The 19,392-nt window shown below is 61.2% G+C and carries 16 protein-coding genes; 13 read left to right on the top strand and 3 right to left on the bottom strand.

Features of this window, described 5'->3' with window-relative positions; all coding sequences use genetic code 11:
• Positions 1-299 precede the first annotated feature (299 nt).
• Complete coding sequence (locus LJ737_RS16330) at positions 300-947, bottom strand: C40 family peptidase (RefSeq protein ID WP_227767634.1); 648 nt, start codon at positions 945-947, stop codon at positions 300-302.
• A 52-nt stretch (positions 948-999) separates the two neighbouring features.
• Between LJ737_RS16330 and LJ737_RS16325 the strand changes: the two genes are divergently transcribed.
• Complete coding sequence (locus LJ737_RS16325; RefSeq protein ID WP_227767632.1) at positions 1,000-2,430, top strand: FAD-binding oxidoreductase; 1,431 nt, start codon at positions 1,000-1,002, stop codon at positions 2,428-2,430.
• A gap of 275 nt (positions 2,431-2,705) precedes the next feature.
• Here the strand turns inward: LJ737_RS16325 and LJ737_RS16320 are convergent, their stop codons facing one another.
• The gene (locus LJ737_RS16320) at positions 2,706-3,227 is read right to left on the bottom strand and encodes an acyl-CoA-binding protein (protein ID WP_227767631.1); all 522 of its coding nucleotides are present in this window, start codon (positions 3,225-3,227) and stop codon (positions 2,706-2,708) included.
• Between the two features lie 157 nt (positions 3,228-3,384).
• On the opposite strand from LJ737_RS16320, the gene asnB reads away from it, so the two are divergent.
• The 10 genes from asnB (at position 3,385) to LJ737_RS16270 (ending at position 15,572) form a co-directional block, all read left to right on the top strand.
• Positions 3,385-5,343 (top strand): asparagine synthase (glutamine-hydrolyzing), encoded by a 1,959-nt coding sequence (gene asnB / locus LJ737_RS16315; protein ID WP_227767628.1) that lies wholly within the window; start codon positions 3,385-3,387, stop codon positions 5,341-5,343.
• On the top strand, positions 5,340-6,104 hold the full coding sequence (locus tag LJ737_RS16310) for a glycosyltransferase family 2 protein (protein WP_227767626.1): 765 nt from the start codon (positions 5,340-5,342) through the stop codon (positions 6,102-6,104). The genes asnB and LJ737_RS16310 overlap by 4 nt, the downstream gene beginning before the upstream one ends.
• A gap of 76 nt (positions 6,105-6,180) precedes the next feature.
• Entirely contained in the window at positions 6,181-7,800 is a 1,620-nt protein-coding gene (locus tag LJ737_RS16305) for a glycosyltransferase family protein (protein WP_227767625.1), read from the top strand.
• A 14-nt stretch (positions 7,801-7,814) separates the two neighbouring features.
• On the top strand, positions 7,815-9,158 hold the full coding sequence (locus LJ737_RS16300; protein ID WP_227767623.1) for a UDP-glucose dehydrogenase family protein: 1,344 nt from the start codon (positions 7,815-7,817) through the stop codon (positions 9,156-9,158).
• Between the two features lie 40 nt (positions 9,159-9,198).
• On the top strand, positions 9,199-10,161 hold the full coding sequence (locus tag LJ737_RS16295; protein ID WP_227767621.1) for a UDP-glucuronic acid decarboxylase family protein: 963 nt from the start codon (positions 9,199-9,201) through the stop codon (positions 10,159-10,161).
• 260 nt (positions 10,162-10,421) lie between these two features.
• On the top strand, positions 10,422-10,832 hold the full coding sequence (locus tag LJ737_RS16290) for a sugar 3,4-ketoisomerase (RefSeq protein WP_227767620.1): 411 nt from the start codon (positions 10,422-10,424) through the stop codon (positions 10,830-10,832).
• On the top strand, positions 10,814-11,788 hold the full coding sequence (locus LJ737_RS16285) for a GNAT family protein (RefSeq protein ID WP_227767618.1): 975 nt from the start codon (positions 10,814-10,816) through the stop codon (positions 11,786-11,788). The genes LJ737_RS16290 and LJ737_RS16285 overlap by 19 nt, the downstream gene beginning before the upstream one ends.
• 49 nt (positions 11,789-11,837) lie before the next feature.
• Complete coding sequence (locus LJ737_RS16280) at positions 11,838-12,944, top strand: DegT/DnrJ/EryC1/StrS family aminotransferase (RefSeq protein ID WP_227767616.1); 1,107 nt, start codon at positions 11,838-11,840, stop codon at positions 12,942-12,944.
• A gap of 66 nt (positions 12,945-13,010) precedes the next feature.
• The gene (locus LJ737_RS16275; RefSeq protein ID WP_227767614.1) at positions 13,011-13,940 is read left to right on the top strand and encodes a glycosyltransferase family 2 protein; all 930 of its coding nucleotides are present in this window, start codon (positions 13,011-13,013) and stop codon (positions 13,938-13,940) included.
• Positions 13,941-13,997: 57 nt separating this feature from the next.
• Positions 13,998-15,572 (top strand): hypothetical protein, encoded by a 1,575-nt coding sequence (locus LJ737_RS16270; protein WP_227767612.1) that lies wholly within the window; start codon positions 13,998-14,000, stop codon positions 15,570-15,572.
• 155 nt (positions 15,573-15,727) lie between these two features.
• Here the strand turns inward: LJ737_RS16270 and LJ737_RS16265 are convergent, their stop codons facing one another.
• Positions 15,728-16,747: a hypothetical protein gene (locus LJ737_RS16265; RefSeq protein WP_227767610.1), complete on the bottom strand. Its 1,020-nt coding sequence runs from the start codon at positions 16,745-16,747 to the stop codon at positions 15,728-15,730.
• A gap of 502 nt (positions 16,748-17,249) precedes the next feature.
• On the opposite strand from LJ737_RS16265, the gene LJ737_RS16260 reads away from it, so the two are divergent.
• Both LJ737_RS16260 and LJ737_RS16255 read left to right on the top strand, forming a co-directional pair.
• Complete coding sequence (locus LJ737_RS16260) at positions 17,250-18,410, top strand: DegT/DnrJ/EryC1/StrS family aminotransferase (protein WP_227767609.1); 1,161 nt, start codon at positions 17,250-17,252, stop codon at positions 18,408-18,410.
• 4 nt (positions 18,411-18,414) lie between these two features.
• Complete coding sequence (locus LJ737_RS16255; protein ID WP_227767607.1) at positions 18,415-19,347, top strand: NAD-dependent epimerase/dehydratase family protein; 933 nt, start codon at positions 18,415-18,417, stop codon at positions 19,345-19,347.
• The last annotated feature ends 45 nt before the right edge of the window (positions 19,348-19,392 follow it).

Below are 19,392 nucleotides of genomic sequence, written 5' to 3'. Positions count from 1 at the left end.
TTTTTCGTTCCAAGAGAGCAGGTATCCGGGCAAAGCCAGCGAGCGGGCCAGGCCACAAACGGCAACTGCGGGGGCAGGACCTCAGAAAGGAGGGCAATTCCGGCGGTGCTCAGCATTCAGCCAGCAACATCTTCAAGAGCACGACGGACGGAAGGAGTAAGCGGCAAAAAACGCGGCAAAATTACGGCTTCGGGGCGGCAAGTCGGTGTTACAGAATTATTACATTTTAGGAGAGAAGTTAATCCACCAGAAAGGGGGGATGCTTCCAACCAAAAACACCGCAAAGCTACGAGGGGATTTCACAACTTCGGCCGCACTGCCTTAATAAATCGGCTTAAGTAGTAATCACTTTCCAAAGCGTTTTCCACCACGCCCAGCGAGGTCGAGGAGTGAATGAATTGAACGCCTTCGGAACTCACGTCGGTGACGAGGCCGACGTGGGTGATGGTGCTACTGCCAGGCGAAGCTCCGAAAAATACCAAATCCCCGGTTTGCAGATCTTGCGGACGCACCGGGTCGCCCCAGGCTGCCTGCTCGTTCGAAGATCTTGGAATCTGAATGCCGGCGGCCCCAAACGACACGCTGAGCAGTCCCGAACAATCCATGCCCAGCCGCGAGGTGCCACCGAATTTGTAGGGGGTGCCCTGGTACGAGCGGGCTTCCTCGATGACAGTGGCAATCTGCCGGTTGGCCGTGGCCGGGCTGCTGGTGCGCTTGGGCCCACGCGCCACGATTTTGCGGCCGCCGGGGCTCATGCCGGCCGTTTTGGTCTTCACTTTGGTTTTGCTCGACCCCGCGCCGCGCCGCTCGGCGGCTTTCATGCGCGCTATTTCCGAGGCCGAGTAGTAGCGCCCGTTGCGGTAGTTCAGCTTTTTGGTGCCGCCACAACTGGCCAACAAGAGCAACCCGGCAAACAGCGAGGGCGCCCACCAGCGGGTGGGCCACATCGAATGCCGTACCTTTGGGAACGTTTTCCGCATCGGCTACAAAGATACGTGAATGAGTCATTTACTGGAAGAAACCCGTTTCGGGCAGCTTACCCCGGAGTTGATTGCTGCCTTTGAGGGCATTGTCGGCCCCGAGCACGTGCTTACGCCCGGCCGCCTCGACGACGACGAGTACGCCCGCTACGGGCAGGACCACACCGAGGACTTCGTGTTTCGGCCCGACGTGGTGCTGCGCCCCGCTAACGCCGAGCAGATCAGTGCTATTATGCGCCTCTGCCACGAGCACCGCCTGCCCGTCACGCCCCGCGGCGCGGGCACCGGCCTGAGCGGCGGCGCGCTGCCCATTCACCGCGGCGTGGTGCTGAGCACCGAGCGGCTGAATAAAATCCTGCACATCGATGAGCGCAACCTGCAGGCCACCGTCGAGCCGGGCGTGGTCAACGAGGTGTTTCAGAACGCGGTGAAGGAAGTGGGGCTGTTCTACCCGCCCGACCCGGCCAGCAAGGGCTCCTGCACGCTGGGCGGCAACCTGGCCCACAGCAGCGGCGGCCCCAAAGCCGTGAAATACGGCACCACCAAGGACTACGTGCTGAATCTGGAAGTGGTGCTGCCCAACGGCGACCTTATCTGGACGGCGGCCAACACGCTGAAGAATTCCACCGGCTACAACCTCACCCAGCTTATGGTGGGCTCGGAGGGCACGCTGGGCATAATTACCAAGGTGGTATTCCGCCTCTTGCCTTTTCCGCAGCACAATATTTTGATGCTGGTGCCCTTCCGGCAGGAGGAGCAGGCCGCCGAAGCCGTGTCGGCCGTGTTTCGGGCCGGGATTATTCCCTCGGGCATGGAGTTTATGGAGCGCGAGGCCATTGCCTGGTCCTCGGACTACCTGCAGATTCCGCTGACCTTGCCCGAGGACATCAAGGCTCACTTGCTGATCGAGCTGGACGGGCAGGACCTCGACCAGCTCTATAAGGAAGCTGAACAGGTGTACGGTGTGCTGGAAAGCTACGACGTGGGCGACATCCTGCTGGCCGACAACGCCACGCAGAAAGACGAGCTGTGGAAGATTCGGCGCAACATCGGCAATTCGGTGCGCTACAACTCCGTGTACAAAGAAGAAGATACCGTGGTGCCCCGCGCCGAACTGCCCACCCTGCTCAAAGGCGTCAAGGAAATCGGGGCCCGCTACGGCTTCAAGAGCGTGTGCTACGGCCACGCCGGCGACGGAAACCTGCACGTAAACATCATCCGCGGCGAGCTGTCGGACGAGCAGTGGAACGTGGGCCTGCGCCAGCCGATTACCGAAATCTTCGAACTGTGCGTGAAGCTCGGCGGCACCATCTCCGGGGAGCACGGCATCGGCCTGGTGCAGAAAGGCTACATCGGCATTGCGCTGAAAGAAGCCAACCTGCAGCTCATGCGCGGCATCAAGCAGGTGTTCGACCCGCACGGCATCCTTAACCCGGATAAAATCTTCTAGCCGCCGCGCCGCTACCGCGCCGAAGCATACGGGACTAACCCTAGCCGTCATTGCGAGCGAAGCGAATCGGAGGTCGACGTAGTCAAGCAATCCTTCCGCTCGCGGCACGACGGCCCGACTAGCAGAAACCCGAAAACAGCCCCGCCCGAAACCAGCGTCTGAGGTTTCGGGCGGGGCTGTTTTCGGTCTGTAGGTATTGCGGCGGAGCTACTGGAGTATTGCGTCAGCTACGCCTCGCAATGACTACTGGTGCTACCGTTGCTCGGTGCGGCCGGCTACTGCTGCGTTTTCAGCTGGTCCTCGCCGCCGTAGGGGGCGCCGGCGTTGATGTCGCCGCGCAGGCCGCCCATGGACTGGCCGCCTTCGTTTTCGTAGGGTGCTTTGGCCGTGCCGGGCGCGGGGGCTTCGTTGCCGGGCACTTGGCCGCCGCTGCCCACCTGCGAGCCGGTGGCAGGCTGCCCGATGCCGGTAATGGCCGTGGCGGCTTCGCCCACCGGGCCCGCCAGCTCGTTGACTTTTTCGATGTACTGGCGCTTGGCGTCGTCTTGGCTCACGCCCTTGAACTTGCTCCACGAGTCCCACTGCGCCTGCGACATGCCCTTGGGGCCGTTGGGGTTGTCGGGGGTGTCGTCGCCCACTTCGTCGCGCTTGGTGTCATGGTCGCCCTCGGTGGCTTGCTTGTAGAGGCCGTACAAGTCGTTCATGTGGGCGGCGGCTTTGTCGCCGGGCAGGCCGTCGACGCGCGACACGGCCGCTTCAAACTGTTGTTGCAGGCTGAGTTGATCTTGAAGGCTCATCGGAAGGGTAGGGGTTAGGAGGGAATCAGCCGCTTTGGTGGGGCCGGTAGGAACTCTACTGCTGCCGCCCGGCTTTGGTTGCGCGGGCTGCCCCGGCCACCGCGGTACTATTTTGTCGCCCGCAAGTCCTCAACCTTCGTACCTTTGCCCACCAATTATGTGTGGAATCACCGGACTCTTCGCCTTTTCTGATCCAGGACGTTCCTCGCTTGCGGGGCTGCAAGCGTCCACCGACGCCATTGTGAGCCGGGGACCCGACTCGCAGGGGCATTTCGTGTACGATTGCGTGGGCCTGGGCTTCCGCCGCCTCGCCATCCTCGACCTTTCGGCCGACGGCAACCAGCCGATGACCGACGAGTCGGGGCGTTACACCATCGTCTTCAACGGCGAAATCTTCAACTTCCGCGAGTTGCGCGCCAAGCTGCAGAAGAAGGGCTACACCTTTAAGTCGCACACCGACACGGAGGTTATCCTGAAGCTGTACATCACCGAAGGCCGCGGATTTCTGAAAAAGCTCAACGGCTTTTTTGGCCTGGCCATCTACGACAAGGAGGAAAACACCCTCTTCATTGCCCGCGACCGGATGGGCGTGAAGCCCCTGCTGGTGTACCGCGACGAGGACAAACTCATGTTTGCCTCCGAAATGAAGTCGCTGCTGGTTTTGGGCGTACCGCGCAAGCTCGACTACGCCGCGCTCAGCCATTACCTGCAGCTGAACTACATTCCGGGCCCGGCCACCATCTTCAAGGGCGTGAAGAAATTGCTGCCCGGCCATTACCTTTTCATTAAGGCCGACGGCAAGGTGGTGCGCAAGCGCTGGTACAAGATTCCGTACGACCCGAAGAAAGTTGCCAAGAACAAGCTCAGCTACGAGCAGCAGCAGGCCAAACTGGTGGAGCTGATGGACGGCGCCGTGGCGCGCCGTCTCGTGGCCGACGTACCGCTGGGGGCTTTCCTGAGCGGGGGCATCGACTCGTCGGTGGTGACGGCCCTGGCCGCCAAGCATACCCCGCACCTGAACACATTCAGCATCGGCTTCAAGGACGAGCCCTTCTTCGACGAGACGAAGTACGCCAACTTGGTGGCCAAGATGCACAAGACCAACCACACGGTCTTCTCGCTCACCAACAACGATATGTACCAGCACCTCTTCGACGTGCTGGACTACTTCGACGAGCCTTTTGCCGACTCGTCGGCGCTGGCCGTGTACATCCTCAGTAAGCACACCCGCGAGAAAGTCACCGTGGCCCTTTCGGGCGACGGGGCCGACGAAATGTTTGCGGGCTACAACAAGCACATGGGCGAGTGGCAGGTGCGCCACCCCGACTGGAAAGCCGAGGCCGTCACCGGCCTGAACCTGCTCTGGGACGCCTTGCCGAAGTCGCGCAATTCCTTCCTGGGCAACAAAGTGCGGCAGTTTCAGCGCTTCTCGCGCGGCATGCTCGCCGGCCCGAAAGACCGGTACTGGGACTGGGCCACGTTCGTCAACGAAAAGGACGCGCGCAACCTGCTCAGCCCCGACGCCCGGCGCAAGGTCAACAAGAAACTGGCCGACAAGCGCCGCAAGGACATCTTGGAGGACATCCACGCCGACGGCGACCTGAACGAGGTGCTGCTCACGGACATGCACTTGGTGCTGCCCTACGACATGAACGCCAAGGTGGACCTGATGAGCATGGCCAACTCCTTGGAGGTGCGCAGCCCGTTCCTGGATTACAACGTGGTGAATTTCGCCTTCTCGCTGCCGGAGGAGAGCAAAATCAACGGGCAGATCAAGAAACGCATCGTGCAGGATGCCTTCCGGCCCATGCTGCCCGAAGAACTGTACAAGCGCCCCAAGCACGGCTTTGAAGTGCCGTTGCTGAAGTGGTTCCGCAACGAGTTGCGCCCGCTCATCGAGGACGACCTGCTCTCCGACGGCTTCGTGGAAGCCCAGGGCATCTTCTCCGTCGACGCCGTGCGCGCGCTCAAGCAGCAGTTGTTCTCGCGCAACCCCGGCGACGTGCACGCCCGCATCTGGGCCCTCATCGTGTTCCAACACTGGTGGAAGCGCTATATGATGCCCGTCAAATCGACTCTTCACACATCTTCAGCGCAACATTCTTTTCCCCAATGACCGTAACCCCTACCGCCGACCTTCAGGCCGCTCCGGTACAATTTCCGCCGCGTAAGCTCAGCATCGTTATCCCGGCCTACAACGAAGGGCGGACCATTCACCTCATTCTGGACCAGGTGAAAGCCGTGCAATTGCTCGGCGAGATGGAAAAGGAAGTAATCATCGTGAATGACTGCTCGAAGGACAACACCGAGGAGGCCATTCAGCGCTATATATCCCAGAATCCGGAGCTGCCGATTCGCTACCTGAAGCACGAAGTCAACCAAGGGAAAGGGGCCGCTTTGCACACGGGCATCCGGCACGCCACCGGGGATTACGTCATCATCCAGGATGCTGACCTGGAGTACGACCCGGAAGAATACAATGTATTGCTGCGCCCGATTCTGCGCGGCATGGCCGATGTGGTGTATGGGTCGCGCTTTATGGGCGGCCGCCCGCACCGCATCCTGTTCTTCTGGCACAGCATCGGCAACAAGTGGCTGACCATGGCCTCGAACGCGTTTACCAATCTGAACCTGACGGATATGGAAACGTGCTACAAGCTGTTCCGCCGGGACATTATTCAAGGGCTGAAACTGGAGGAAAACCGGTTTGGCTTTGAGCCCGAGGTAACCGCCAAGGTGGCCAAAGTGCGGGATGTGCGCATTTACGAAGTGGGCATCAGCTACTACGGCCGCACCTACGCCGAGGGTAAGAAAATCGGCTGGCGCGACGGATTCCGCGCTATCTACTGCATTCTGAAATACGGTCTGTTCGCGTAAGGGAGCAACGGCTTTCATCCGCTTTGCGGGGTGAAAGCCGTTGCTTTTGTGCGTTCATAGCATTCTTCCGCTGTTCATGCCAACAATTATTGAAAATAGCCGGGGCCAAGGCTATTATGCGCGTCTGCTTGTCGTGGGCGTAATCGTGATAGTGCTGGCTCGTTTGTTCTTCGTGGGCAAAGGCACCATGGCTTTTCCTGACGAGACGCGTTACCAAAGCTCCCTGATGGCAACCAAAAGCTTGCTGGAAGGGGACTGGCAAACCTTCTCGGCTAAGGTTGCCAGCACCTCCGGGCGCCCCGGCGACGCTATTGTTCGGTTGGTTCCGGCTTTGCTGCAAAACGTAGCTTATTCCGTTTCTGGCCTGAATCTGCAAAGCCCCAAGTCCTTGCTGATTCCGGTAATTGTGAACTGGCTGGTGTTGGCCGCGTCTACTTTCCTGTTTTATAAAGTAGCCCGCCTCCTGCTGCGCGACGACATGCTGGGCCTGTTAGCCACGCTGATTTATGCCGGCCTGATTAATACCAACGTGTACATGCGGCACGTACTCCCGTACGATTTTGCCATGTGCTTAATGCTTTATGTACTGTACACGGTGCTCCGGCAAAAGCAGCAGGGCAAGAATTGGACGTATGGTTTCTTTGCCAAGGTTGGGTTTCTATCGGTATTTCTAATTACCGTTTACCCGGGCTTTTATATGGCACCGTTTATCGTGCTAGCAGTGCTGCTGGACAACCGAAATCCTTTTGTTCTACTCAAAAAGTATTTCGCCGGCATCGTGGTATACGGCCTGGCGGGGGCTAGCGTCCTGCTGCTATTTGAACTGATAGCGCGGCTTGGCGGCGCCTCGTATCTGATTTCCAGCTTTCATCTCGCGCATACCATCGACCAAGGCAGCTACGAGGAAGGCTTTAGCTTCATTTTCAAATACTTGTATCAAGTAGAAGGTGTCATTGGCGTTGCGCTTATTGCCTTGTTTGCGCTATACGTCGTGTACTTAATTCGCAATTTACTTAAGTCCTACAAGGACCACTCCGAATTAGCTGATTTGGATAAGCTAGTTCTTGTCGTGGCGGCTTTTTACTGCCTACATGGTTTTTGCACGTATTTCGTGCATAAAATGGTGTTTTACGGGCGGTTGATGCACCCGTTTATTCCCTTCGTGGTTATCGGGGCCGTGTCGGTAATTCCGCGTTTGGCCGCGCCTGTATTGCGCCGGACGCTGACGTACGCCTTGCCCATCATGGCAGTGGTATCATTCGGCCTCTTCTTCAAGGAGTACGTAGCGCTGAATTATCCTTTCGACATCCTGAGCGCCTACCACATCAACACCAACAGTGCCGACAAGGTCCGGTACGTGAACGAAATCGGCCAGTCGCCGGGGTTCAAGTATGACCTGCCGCAACCCGTTGACCGCAACGACGTGAGCCCCGTGCCGGCAACCGATTCTCTCACGTTGATTAACTTCGCCTTCCTATTTCCCATGAAGCACCTGGGGCCGGCCCCCGATGTGGCCAAGCTAGGTTCGCAGGTGCTCTTCGACGGCCTGCATTTTCTCAACTTCCGAGCTTACCAGTTCGAAGGCTTCACCATTGCCGAGCGAGAACTGCTTCGTACGTCGAAATTTCATTTTCAAATTCGCACCCGCGGACTCCCCGGCTCGACCCCGACTGGCGGTGAAACGCCTCTAAACTAACCACAGAAACGCACATGAAAATTGCAGTTGTAGGGACCGGCTACGTGGGCTTGGTTACCGGCACATGCTTCGCCGAGGTTGGCATCGACGTGACGTGCATCGACATCGACCAGCGCAAGATTGACAACCTCAAGCAGGGCATCCTGCCCATCTACGAGCCGGGCCTGGAAGAAATGGTGACGCGCAACGTGGAAGCGGGGCGTCTGCATTTCTCCACTTCGCTGGCCGATGGCATCAAAGGCGCCGACGTGGCGTTCATCGCCGTGGGTACGCCTCCCGGTGAAGATGGCTCGGCCGACCTGAAGTACGTGCTAGCCGTGGCCCGGGGCATCGGCGAGCATATGAACAGCTACGGCGTCATCGTGACGAAGAGCACGGTGCCGGTGGGCACGGCCGCCAAGGTGCGCAAGGAGCTGGCCGACGCGCTGGCCAAGCGCGGGGCCGACATCGAGTTCGACGTGGCTTCCAACCCCGAGTTCCTGAAGGAAGGCGCCGCCATCGACGACTTCCTGAAGCCCGACCGCATCGTGGTGGGCGTGGCTTCGGAGCGCGCAGAAGAGGTGATGCGCCGCCTCTACAAGCCCTTCTTGATGAACGGCCACCCGATCATCTTCATGGACATTCCGTCGGCTGAAATGACGAAATACGCCGCTAACTCCATGCTGGCGACCAAGATTTCGTTCATGAACGACATTGCCAACCTGTGCGAAATCATGGGTGCCGATGTGAACAAGGTGCGCCTGGGTATCGGCTCCGACGCCCGCATCGGCAACAAGTTCATCTACCCCGGCATCGGCTACGGCGGCTCCTGCTTCCCCAAGGACGTGAAGGCGCTCATCAAAACCGCGCAGGAAAACGGCTACGACATGCAGGTGCTCAAGGCCGTGGAAAGCGTGAACGAGGACCAGAAGTCGGTGCTCTTCAACAAGGTGCAACAGCACTTCGGCAGCGAGCTGAAAGGCAAGAAATTCGCCGTTTGGGGCCTGTCCTTCAAGCCCAAGACCGACGATATGCGCGAGGCGCCCTCGCTGGTGATTATCGACAAGCTGCTCGACGCGGGCTGCTCGGTGACGGCCTACGACCCGGTGGCCATGACCGAAGCCAAGCACACGCTCGGGGACCGGATTACCTACGCCAAGGACCAGTTCGAAGCCCTCATCGACGCCGACGCCCTGCTGATCGTGACCGAGTGGCCGCAGTTCCGCGCCCCCAACTTCGAAGTGGTAGCCCGCCTGCTCAAGCAGCGCGTGGTGTTCGACGGCCGCAACATCTACGACGCCAAGGAAATGGAAGCCGCCGGCTTCGCCTACCACTGCATCGGCATCCGCACGCGTCACCCCGAGCCGGCGGTGCAGTAGCGCCCGGTTCGTCCCTCACTCTACACTTTGCTGACCGTCAATGACCACCAGCTCCGATAAGAAACGCATCCTGATTACCGGCGGCGCCGGTTTCCTCGGCTCGCACTTGTGCGACCGGTTCCTGGCCGAAGGCTACCACGTCATTGCCATGGACAACCTGGTGACGGGCAACCTGGCCAACATCGAGCACCTGTTCGGCAAGAAGGACTTCGAGTTCTACCACCACGACGTGTCGAAGTTCGTGCACGTGCCCGGTGAGCTGGATTACATCCTGCACTTCGCCTCGCCCGCCTCGCCCATCGACTACCTCAAGATTCCGATTCAGACCCTGAAGGTGGGCGCCCTGGGCACCCACAACCTGCTGGGTTTGGCCCGGGTGAAGAAGGCCCGCGTGCTGATTGCCAGCACCTCGGAAGTGTACGGCGACCCGGACATTCACCCGCAGGTGGAGGAGTACCACGGCAACGTGAATCCCGTGGGCCCGCGCGGCTGCTACGACGAAGCCAAACGTTTCCAGGAAGCCATGACCATGGCTTACCACAACGTGCACGGCGTGGAGACGCGCATCATCCGCATCTTCAACACCTACGGCCCGCGCATGCGCCTCGACGACGGCCGCGTGCTGCCGGCGTTCCTGAGCCAAGCCCTGAAAGGCGAGTCGCTGACGGTATTCGGCGACGGGTCGCAGACGCGCTCGTTCTGCTACGTCGACGACCTGGTGGAAGGCATTTACCGCCTGCTGCTGTCGGACTACCACTTGCCGGTGAACATTGGCAACCCGGCGGAAATTACCATCCGCGAATTCGGGGAGGAAATTGCCCGCCTCACCGGCGTGGAGTTTAAGCCCTCGTACCACCCGCTGCCGGAAAACGACCCGATGAAGCGCCGCCCGGACATCACCAAGGCCCGCGAAATCCTGGGCTGGGAGCCCAAGGTAGACCGCGCCGAAGGTCTGCGCCGCACGCTGGAGTACTTCAAAGAGCACGTCGGCCGCAACGCGTAAGCATACGGCTGCCTGCCCCCGAGCCCGGCCCCGACACGCGCAGGCGTGCTGGAGCCGGGCTCTTGTACGTCGGCGCAGGGCCGTCTTGCCGGCCCTTGGGCCCGCTCCGAAGGCCGGCTCTGGCTGCGGCTTACTGCCCAAAAAGCCATAGATTTGCCCCGCCCCGTCCCGCGGTGGCCTGGTCCGGAGCCGCTCGCGGCAGCTTGAGTTGTTTGCGCTGGCTCGTCCTTCGTTTTTGCCTCTGGAATACGTAGTCGCCCGTGACGAATCCTTTTCTAATTGAATTTCCCAAGCTCGGTGCCCCGGGCATCGGTTACATTTCCGTATCGGAGCAGCAGAAGCTGGTGCCTTTCGAGGTGCAGCGCGTGTTCTGGACGTACTACACGCCGGAAAGCATCGTGCGCGGCCGCCATGCCCACCACCGCACCGAGCAAGTACTCATTGCCGCGGCCGGCCGTATCATCGTTACCACCGAGCTGGCCGACGGCACCATTCAGACGTTCCGCTTGGAAGACCCGCACCTGGGACTGTACGTGCCGCCCCACGCCTGGCACACCATGCAGTACTCGCACTCCGCCGTGCAACTGGTGCTGGCTTCGGCGCCCTACGACGAGCAGGATTACATCCGCGACTACGAGCAGTTTCGGCAGATATGGCAGGCCAAACCGTGAACGGCGCGGCTAACCCGGTCGATGCAGCGCTGGTAGCGGCCCGGGCCGAGGCGCTGGCGTGGCACTCGCCCTACCAGTTTCTGCGCGAGCTGCCGCAGGCGGCTCAGCAGGCGCAGTTCGGAACCGGGGCGGCCCTGCGTTTCGGCAGCGGGCCCCACGACGAGGTAGTGCCCATGGCCGGAGGCGTCGGGCAGTGGCTGTTGCAGCGCCTGTCCTGGGATTCGGACTACTTTGGCACCCCCACCTATCGGCTGTTTAGCGGCCTGTTTGGGGCCGAGGCCAGCCCGGCCAGCTTGCAGGCGGCGGCTACCGAATTGCGTGCCCAGTTGCACGCCCGCGGCCAGTATTATGCCTTCAGCGTGGTGCCGGCCGAGGACACGGCCCTGCTGCAGGCCCTGACGGGTGGCGGCTGGCAGCTCGTGGAAACGCGCCTGAACTTTTATTGCCCCGTGGCCGAGGCCCGCTTGCCGGAACCCGCGCCCGTACGCCTAGCCCGGCCCGACGAGGCCCAGCACATCGGGCGCATTTCGGCGGCGGCCCGCAACGTGTACGACCGGTTTCACGCCGACCCGTGGTTCGGTGACGCCAAAGCCGATGCTTTTCTGGCCCGTTATGCCGAAGCGGCCACGGCTGGCACCTACGCCGACGCCGTGCTGGTGCCCGACGCGCCCGAGTTGCCCGTCGACTCGTTCCTGGCCATCGGCGACACGGTGGCTACCGAGGCCCTGCCCGGGAGCGGCCACTCGCGGGTGCTGCTAACGGCTGTGGGGCCGGCCAACCGCGGCTGGCACCTGAAGCTGGTGGCCGAGACGGTGCGCCGCGCCGCGGGCTTATCTTTGCCTTATGTGCTAATGACTACCCAAGCTACCAACCGGGCCGTGTTTCGCACCTGCGAAAAGCTCGGGTTCCGCTTGGGCAGCACCACGCACGTGCTGGCGTGCCACAACCGGTGGTAGGCCGCAGGTCATATCTTCTTTCTTTCGCTTCAAGTATCTGAGTCCGCTCATGAGCAACCTCGTCGTTCCCTTCCTCTCGTTCCAACCCCAGCACGCGCCCATCCGCGAAGAAGTTCTGGGCGCCGTGGCCCGCGTGTACGATTCCTATTGGTACGTGCTGGGCGAGGAGGTAAAGCAGTTCGAGCAAGAGTACGCTGCCTTCAACCAAGTAGCGCACGTGGTGGGCGTGGCCAACGGGCTCGACGCCTTGGTGCTGGCCCTGCGCGCCCTGGGTATCGGCCCCGGCGACGAAGTCATCGTGCCCTCCAACACCTACATTGCCACCTGGCTGGCCGTCACGCAGGTGGGCGCCACGCCGGTGCCCGTGGAGCCCGACCCGGCTACCAGCAACATCGACCCGGCGCTGATTCCGGCGGCGCTGACGCCGCGCACCAAGGCCATCATGCCCGTGCACCTCTACGGGCAGGCCTGCCGCATGACGGAAATTATGGCCCTGGCCAAGCAGCACAACCTGTTCGTGGTGGAGGACAACGCCCAGTCGCAGGGCGCTACCTTCGACGGGCAGCAGACCGGCACCTTCGGCGACATTAACGGCACGAGCTTTTACCCCGGCAAAAACGTGGGGGCCCTCGGCGACGCCGGCGCGGTGACGACCAACAACGAGCCGCTGGCCCACAAGGTGCGCGTGCTGCGCAACTACGGCTCGCAGCAGAAATACTACAACGAAGTGGTGGGCTACAACTCCCGCCTCGACGAGTTGCAGGCCGCCGTGCTGCGCGCCAAACTGCCCTACCTGGCGCAGTGGACCCAGCAGCGCCAGCAGGTGGCCGCGTGGTACGACCAGCACCTAGCCGGCATTCCGGAGCTGCGCTTGCCGCACACCGCGCCCGGCGCTACTCACGTGTACCACCTCTACGTGGTGCAGCACCCGCGCCGCGACGCCCTGCAGCAGCACCTCACCGCCCAGGGCATCGGCACGCTAATTCACTACCCGGTGCCGCCGCACCGCCAGCAGGCCTACGCCGACCTGCAAATGCCGGTAGGCTCGTTCCCCATTGCCGAAGAACTGGCCACGACCTGCCTGAGCTTGCCCATGTGGCCCGGCATGACCGAAGAGCACGTGGCCACCGTGGCCGCCGCCATTCGGCGCTTCTAACCAGCGGCCCGGTCCGGGTCCCGGCCCGGTGCTCCGCGTATGTATTTTCTGGCTCTGCCCTAGTCGATGCCCAAGCTTTCCATCGTCATTCCCTGCTACTACAACGAGGACAACATCCCCGTTACGGTTCGTGAGCTGGTAGCCAACGAAGTGAACTTCCCACCGGAGGTCAGCTTCGAGTACGTGTTTGTCAACGACGGTTCCGGCGACGACACGCTCGGGGCCCTGCTGCGCGCCCAAGCTGCTTACCCCGACCGCGTGCGCGTGGTCGACCTGGCCGCCAACGTGGGTTCCTACAACGCCATCGTGGCGGGCATGGCCCACGCCACCGGCGAGTGTCTGTCCATCATCACGGCCGACATGCAGGACCCGCCGGAGCTGATGGTGAAAATGTACGAGTACTGGAAACAGGGCTTCAAGCTGGTCATCGGCAACCGCCAGGACCGCGAGGAAAAAGGCCTCTCGCAGGTATTCGCCAAGACCTTTCACTGGCTGATGAAGCACTTGGCGCTGAAAAACATCCCGGACGGAGGCTTCGACTTCGTGTTTTTCGACCGGCAGGTGAGCGAGCAAGTGGTGAGCATGGAAGAGCGCAACTCCAATGTGTTCTATCTGATGGTGTGGCTGGGCTTCCCGTACGTAAACATTCCTTACGTGCGCCGCAAGCGTGAAATCGGCACCTCGCGCTGGACACTGTCGAAGAAAATCAAGCTGCTGATCGACTCGCTGCTCTCGTTTTCTTACTTCCCGGTGCGCGCCATTTCGGCTGTGGGCCTGGGCTTGGGCATGATTGCGCTGCTCTATGGCCTCTACATCATTGCCCTGCGCCTGGTCAGCCCCGATGAGCCGCAGGGCTGGACGACCCTGATGGTGGTGCTGCTGTTTGTCTCGGCCTTTCAGATGGTGGCCCTCGGCGTCATCGGCGAGTACGTGTGGCGCGGGCTGGACGCGGCGCGGCAACGGCCGCTCTACGTCGTCCGGCAGGTATACGAATAAGGCGCCCCGGGCCGGCAGCGCGCAAGGGCCCATCCGTTTTTCCCGTCACTCCCCCACATGGCTTCGACTAGCACACGTACTGGCTCCCCGTCAGGTTCTTACTTTGAGTTGGTATACCGCAATCCGTTGTGGGTGTTCCTGGGCTTGTCCGTTACCCTCTCGCTGTGGTATATGGTCTTTCCCGACGTGGTGCCGCTGCACAACGGGTTTGCCTGGGAGGGCGACACGTATTATAAGCCGGTAGCTATTGATCTGCCGCGGCAGCTGCTGGTTACGCACATCAACAGCTACACCATTCAGCGGGTGCTGCCCTTTGCGCTGCTGCACGGGTTCTTCCGCCTGTTCAACATCCCGTTCCAGGACGACTACCTGATTCTGTGGATGCAGGTATTCAACCTGGGCCTGGGCGTGCTCATGATTGTGCTCTGGCACAAAATTGCCACGCTCATGCGCCTTTCCCTGGAAGCGGCCTGGGTAGGCTTCTTGGCCTTTTTTATCAATTTTTCCTTTCTCAAATACGACCTCTACATCCCGTTTACCACCGACCGCCTGGCCGCGGCCGCGGGCTTGACGAGCTTGTATTTTTACCTGCGCCGCAGCACGCTGGGGCTCTGGCTGACAGCTCTCGTGTCATTGGGCATCTGGCCGACAGCGCTGGCCTACAACCTGCTGCTGCTGCTGATTCCGGCCGACGAGCCGCTGCCCCAGACCAAGAACCGGCCGCTGAGCCTGCTGTGGGCCGCCGGCATTAGCTTGGTGGTGATGCTGCTGTTTGTCGGCGTGCTCTACGTGCGCGACGTGCCCTTGCCCCCGCGCATGGCCCCCGAAGTCCGGTCCCTGCTGCCGCTGGGCATTGTGCTGACCGGCGCGTACCTGTTTTACACCCAGTGGATGCTGGGGCAGCGGGTTATTCCGGGTTGGGCCGAGATGTGGTCGTTGGTGCTGCGCACCCTGCGCCCGAGCCTGAAGTGGCTGTACCTGCTGGGGCTGCTGGTGGCGTATTTCCTGCTGACCCGCTACGTGGGCGACCCGTCGCGGTCGTATCTGCCCTTCAAAACGTTTCTGATCAACACCACCTACGCCGTGCTGCAGCGTCCGCTGCAGTTCATCGTCGCGCACGGCGTATACTACGGCCTTGCGGCACTGGTGCCGCTGCTGTTCTGGCGCCGCGTGTTGAGCGTGCTCGACCGCCTGGGGCTGGGGCTGAGCCTGATGCTGATGGTGGTGCTGCTGCAGGCCATCAACAGCGAAACCCGGCAACTCGCCAACGTGCTGCCGCTGCTGGCCCTGGTCGCCGCCGCCGTGGCCGACACGCTGCCGCTCAACCGCACGGCCGTGTGGACAACGGCTGCGCTGCTGCTGCTCGTGTCCAAAATGTGGCTGCCCTTCAACTGGTTTGACCCTACGTTCGGGCAACCCGACGACCGTTTTCCGTCGTTTTCGTTCGTGCACACGGGTATCATGCTGGAGTGGCCGTTCCAGGTGTATTTCATGAACCAGGGCCCGTGGATCAGCACGACCTATCTGCTGTTGCAAGGTGCTATCCTCGCAGTGGTCGGCTTCGTCGTCTATAAGGCGTTTACGGCCCCCAAGGCCGCGGTGAGCCCGGCTGCTAACCGCGAAACGGAATAGTTTTCCGCATCCCTATCGGTTTGCGTAAGAAAAACCGGCCCCAAATACAGCGGCGCCCGCGTTGGCAGTTTAAACAAACTGGCCAGCGCGGGCGCCGCTGATTTATGATAGGAACGACGCCCCGGTAATTGTTTCGGGAACCCGCCGTGAGGCAGTTAGCCGCGTTGCGTCAGGCCGCGCTTGGTGTGGTAAAGCACGTCTTTGAGAAACTTGCGGTCAGCGGGTACTTTCAGCAAATAGGCCAAGGCCGCGCGGTAGGCGGGCCCGAAGCGGTTGGCGTTGAAGAAGGTAATGGCGTCCTGCTTCAAGCCGATTTCGGCATGTTCGCTCAGGTAAGTGGCAATGGCCTTCGGCAGCCGCTCGACCAGCTGCCGCACCACGGCCAGCTTGTCGGCGTAGGGCAGCGCCGCAAACCGGCCGTCAATGGCTTCGGTCAGCAGCGCATCGGCGGCCACTTTCTTGTCGCCTTCCCAGTAGTGGTACACGTAGTCGATAGCCGGCAGAATCTGGTCACGCGTCTGAAGCACCAGCGAGAAGGCAATCTGCTCGATGATGTGCCAGTGCGAGTTGGCGTACAGGTGGTCGATGAGCTGGTATACGTCGGGCAGGTAGGCCGCCACCGAGGGCGCTAGGCCCAGCACACCCGAGTTCCAGCACTGCTGAGTGCCCGAAAACCGTTCGGCGCCGCGCGTGGTCTGAAACGGCTCCTGCTCCATCATCCGCACAAAGTCGGCCACGGTTTTGTCGTGGGGCAGGGGCTGCGTGGCAATATCGTTGAAGGTAAACTCCACGGTGTGCATCACGTCGACACCGGGGCGGATGCTGGCCAGCAGCGGGCCGGGGTGCTTGACGAAGAACGTGTCGGAATCGAAGAACAGCAGGTTGTCCGCGGGGTGTTGCACCAGGGTGTCGCCCACCACCACGGCCTTGATGCGGTGGCGGTAACCCACGGTGCCCATCATGGCCGTCTGCTGCTCGGGCGTGAGAATGACGTACTGCACCGGCACGTCGCCCAGAAACTGCTCGAAGTAGTCGGAGCGGTCGGTGTAGATAATAACGTTGACCTCGGGCAACGGTGACTGGGCGTCGTAGAAGCTGAAGAAGCTGAGCACGGCCAGCACTGCGCGCCGGTACTCTTTCTGGCTGCCGTAGGAAAGCACTACGAGGTTCGTCATGGCAAGGCAAAGGCGCCGCCGCACCGGCGGCAACAGGAAAAGGTTGGTCCCGGCAAAAGTACCCGTCTTTCGGCAGACTGCCGGACGCCCGCAGCGCCGCTCCCGCCACAAGCGCCAGGGAGCCGCGCAACGCAATCGTTTGCATCAGAAAATCAGGGCTGAAGTCACTGACGAGTGGCCAGCTTACTTTGGCAAGCCATCGAAAAAGCGAGAACTTTGCCGATGCTTGTCCGACGCCTTTTAGGCCGGACAGCGCGGCCCACAGTAGCGAGAGGCAGTTGCTGCAGCCACCGCTGATGTGGACTTCTGATTCTCAAAGGCTCCCGCAACGGTGTAAAGCCGAGTTTGGGTGCTGTGAGTGCTTGGCCCGCCACTTGTGCCCGGAATTGCTGAATTCCCGTTTTTCGAGGCCGGATACCCACGCCGATGGTTCGCAAGGCCTAGTAGGCGAAACGGCAACAACTTCTACGCCGTATCTTTGCGGCTTCATTCAACTAGCTATATGGCTGGAACTACCAACTCACCGCTGCCTGCTGGCACCGCAAACCTGCCCACTGGCAACCCCATTAGCCTCTTCAGTACGTTTGTACACCCTTCCGCAACGCAGCGAGTGACCGATGTGCTGGCCACCACTATGCTCAGCGAAGGCCGATTGGTTAAAGAGTTTGAAAGTCGTTTGAGCTCCGATCTGGGCATGGTCAATCCGGCCGCTCTGAACAGCGGCACCAGCGCCCTGCACCTGGCCATGGAAGTGGCCGGCGTTGGCCCCGGTGACGAAGTAATTCTCTCGCCCCAAACCTTTATTGCCTCGGCCATCTGCGTGGTGCAGGTCGGCGCCAAGCCGGTCTTTGCCGATATTCACTACGAAAACGGCAACATCAACCCGGCCGACATCGAGCACCGGATTACGCCGCGCACCAAGGCTATTATGGCCGTGCACTGGGGCGGGTATCCCTGCGACATGGCTGAAATCAAAGCCATTGCCGAGCGCCACAACCTGCTGGTAATCGAGGACGCGGCCCACGCGCCGGGCGCCACTTACCAAGGCCAAGCCATTGGCTCCATCTCCGACTTCACCTGCTTCAGCTTCCAGGCCATCAAGCACCTGACCACCGGCGACGGCGGCGCCCTGTGCGCCCGTGACCCGGAGAAGGCCCGCGAAGTGTTCCGCCGCCGCTGGTTTGGCATCGACCGCGCCAATTCACCCGTGAACGAAGTAGGGGAGCGGGAGTACGACCTCTCCGACGTGGGCTACAAGTACCACCTGAGCGACTACGCCGCCGCTTTGGGCTTGGCCAACCTCGAAGGGTTCTGGGACCGGATGGACGTGCGTCGCGCCCGCGTGCAGCAGTACCGCGAAGGCCTGCAGAACGTGCCCGGCCTGACGCATTTCGTGCACCAGACGGACCGGGAAAGCGCCAATTGGCTGTTTGGCTTCCACGTCGAGAACCGCTTGGCATTTATTCGCGCCCTGAAATCCCGCGGCGTGGCCTCCTCGGTAGTACACGACGGCATTGACAAGAATACCCTGTTTGGCGGCAAGCGCCACGAGCTGGTTAACCAGCGCCGCTTCGACGAAACGCAGATTCACGTGCCGCTGCACGATGCGCTGACCGCGGAGCAAGTAGCTTACATCGTGGACGCCATCAAGCAAGGCTGGTAAGCATATGAAAGTAGTTCTTTTTGGCGCCAACGGGTTCGTTGGCCACAACATGGCACAGGTGCTGCGCGAAAACGGCGTAGAACCCATTGAAGCTTCGCTGAGCACCGGCCTGGACCTGCGCGACACCGCGCAAACCACGGCGTTTCTGCAAAAGCACCGCCCGGATTTTGTCATCAACTGCGCCGCTCACGTCGGGAGCCTCAATTACGTGACCGAGCAGGCCGCTACCGTGGTGGCCGACAACACGCGCATGATCCTGGGCATGTACGAGGCCGTGGCGCACGCCTGCCCGCGGGCCATTGTCATCAACCCCATTGCCAACTGCGCTTACCCGGCCAAAGCCGACCTGTTCCGCGAGGACGAGTGGTGGGACGGGCACCTGCACCGCTCGGTGCTGAGCTACGGCGCCACGCGTCGTTTGCTCTGGGCCACCGCCGAGTGCTTCCAGATGCAGTACGCAGTGCGCAGCATCAACCTGCTCACCCCGAACATGTACGGCCCTTTCGACTCGACCGACCCGAACAAGGCCCACGCCCTCAACGCGTTGATTTCGAAGTTCGTCAAGGCCGAGAAAATCAACCAGCCCGAGTTGCCCATCTGGGGCACCGGGGTGGCCATCCGCGAATGGCTTTACGCCAAGGATTTTGCCCGGCTGGTGTGGCAGGTATTGCTGCAGCCCGACCGCAAAGGCCTGGAGCAGGTGCTCAACGTGGCTCAGAACGACGGGCTGAGCGTGAAGGAATTGGTCGATATCATCCAAGCCAAATTCGACTACCAGGGCAAGGTGGTGTGGGACCACAGCAAGCCCGACGGGGCGCCCAAGAAAGTGATGGACGACACGCGCTTCCGGCAGGTGTTTCCGGACTTTAAGTTCACGGAATTCGAGGAGGGCATTGCCAAGACCATTGCCTACTACGAGTCGGTTTTTCCTTACTAGAATTGCGCGCTGCCGCGCGGACTTTTCACTTCCTCCCCTAAAAAT

The organism is Hymenobacter sp. 15J16-1T3B (assembly GCF_020711235.1).
Lineage (GTDB): Bacteria > Bacteroidota > Bacteroidia > Cytophagales > Hymenobacteraceae > Solirubrum.
Note: the sequence above shows the minus strand (reverse complement) of the source record. Positions and strands in the feature narration are given on the sequence as shown.

Bases quoted from the DNA above. Each gene is read 5' to 3' on its own strand.
- LJ737_RS16320 (WP_227767631.1), bottom strand. From the start codon at position 3,227: ATGAGCCTTCAAGATCAACTCAGCCTGCAACAACAGTTTGAAGCGGCC.
- LJ737_RS16260 (WP_227767609.1), top strand. From the start codon at position 17,250: ATGGCTGGAACTACCAACTCACCGCTGCCTGCTGGCACCGCAAACCTG.
- LJ737_RS16280 (WP_227767616.1), top strand. From the start codon at position 11,838: ATGAGCAACCTCGTCGTTCCCTTCCTCTCGTTCCAACCCCAGCACGCG.
- asnB (WP_227767628.1), top strand. From the start codon at position 3,385: ATGTGTGGAATCACCGGACTCTTCGCCTTTTCTGATCCAGGACGTTCC.
- LJ737_RS16305 (WP_227767625.1), top strand. From the start codon at position 6,181: ATGCCAACAATTATTGAAAATAGCCGGGGCCAAGGCTATTATGCGCGT.
- LJ737_RS16300 (WP_227767623.1), top strand. From the start codon at position 7,815: ATGAAAATTGCAGTTGTAGGGACCGGCTACGTGGGCTTGGTTACCGGC.
- LJ737_RS16325 (WP_227767632.1), top strand. From the start codon at position 1,000: ATGAGTCATTTACTGGAAGAAACCCGTTTCGGGCAGCTTACCCCGGAG.
- LJ737_RS16270 (WP_227767612.1), top strand. From the start codon at position 13,998: ATGGCTTCGACTAGCACACGTACTGGCTCCCCGTCAGGTTCTTACTTT.
- LJ737_RS16295 (WP_227767621.1), top strand. From the start codon at position 9,199: ATGACCACCAGCTCCGATAAGAAACGCATCCTGATTACCGGCGGCGCC.
- LJ737_RS16255 (WP_227767607.1), top strand. From the start codon at position 18,415: ATGAAAGTAGTTCTTTTTGGCGCCAACGGGTTCGTTGGCCACAACATG.
- LJ737_RS16265 (WP_227767610.1), bottom strand. From the start codon at position 16,747: ATGACGAACCTCGTAGTGCTTTCCTACGGCAGCCAGAAAGAGTACCGG.
- LJ737_RS16330 (WP_227767634.1), bottom strand. From the start codon at position 947: ATGTGGCCCACCCGCTGGTGGGCGCCCTCGCTGTTTGCCGGGTTGCTC.
- LJ737_RS16310 (WP_227767626.1), top strand. From the start codon at position 5,340: ATGACCGTAACCCCTACCGCCGACCTTCAGGCCGCTCCGGTACAATTT.
- LJ737_RS16275 (WP_227767614.1), top strand. From the start codon at position 13,011: ATGCCCAAGCTTTCCATCGTCATTCCCTGCTACTACAACGAGGACAAC.
- LJ737_RS16285 (WP_227767618.1), top strand. From the start codon at position 10,814: ATGGCAGGCCAAACCGTGAACGGCGCGGCTAACCCGGTCGATGCAGCG.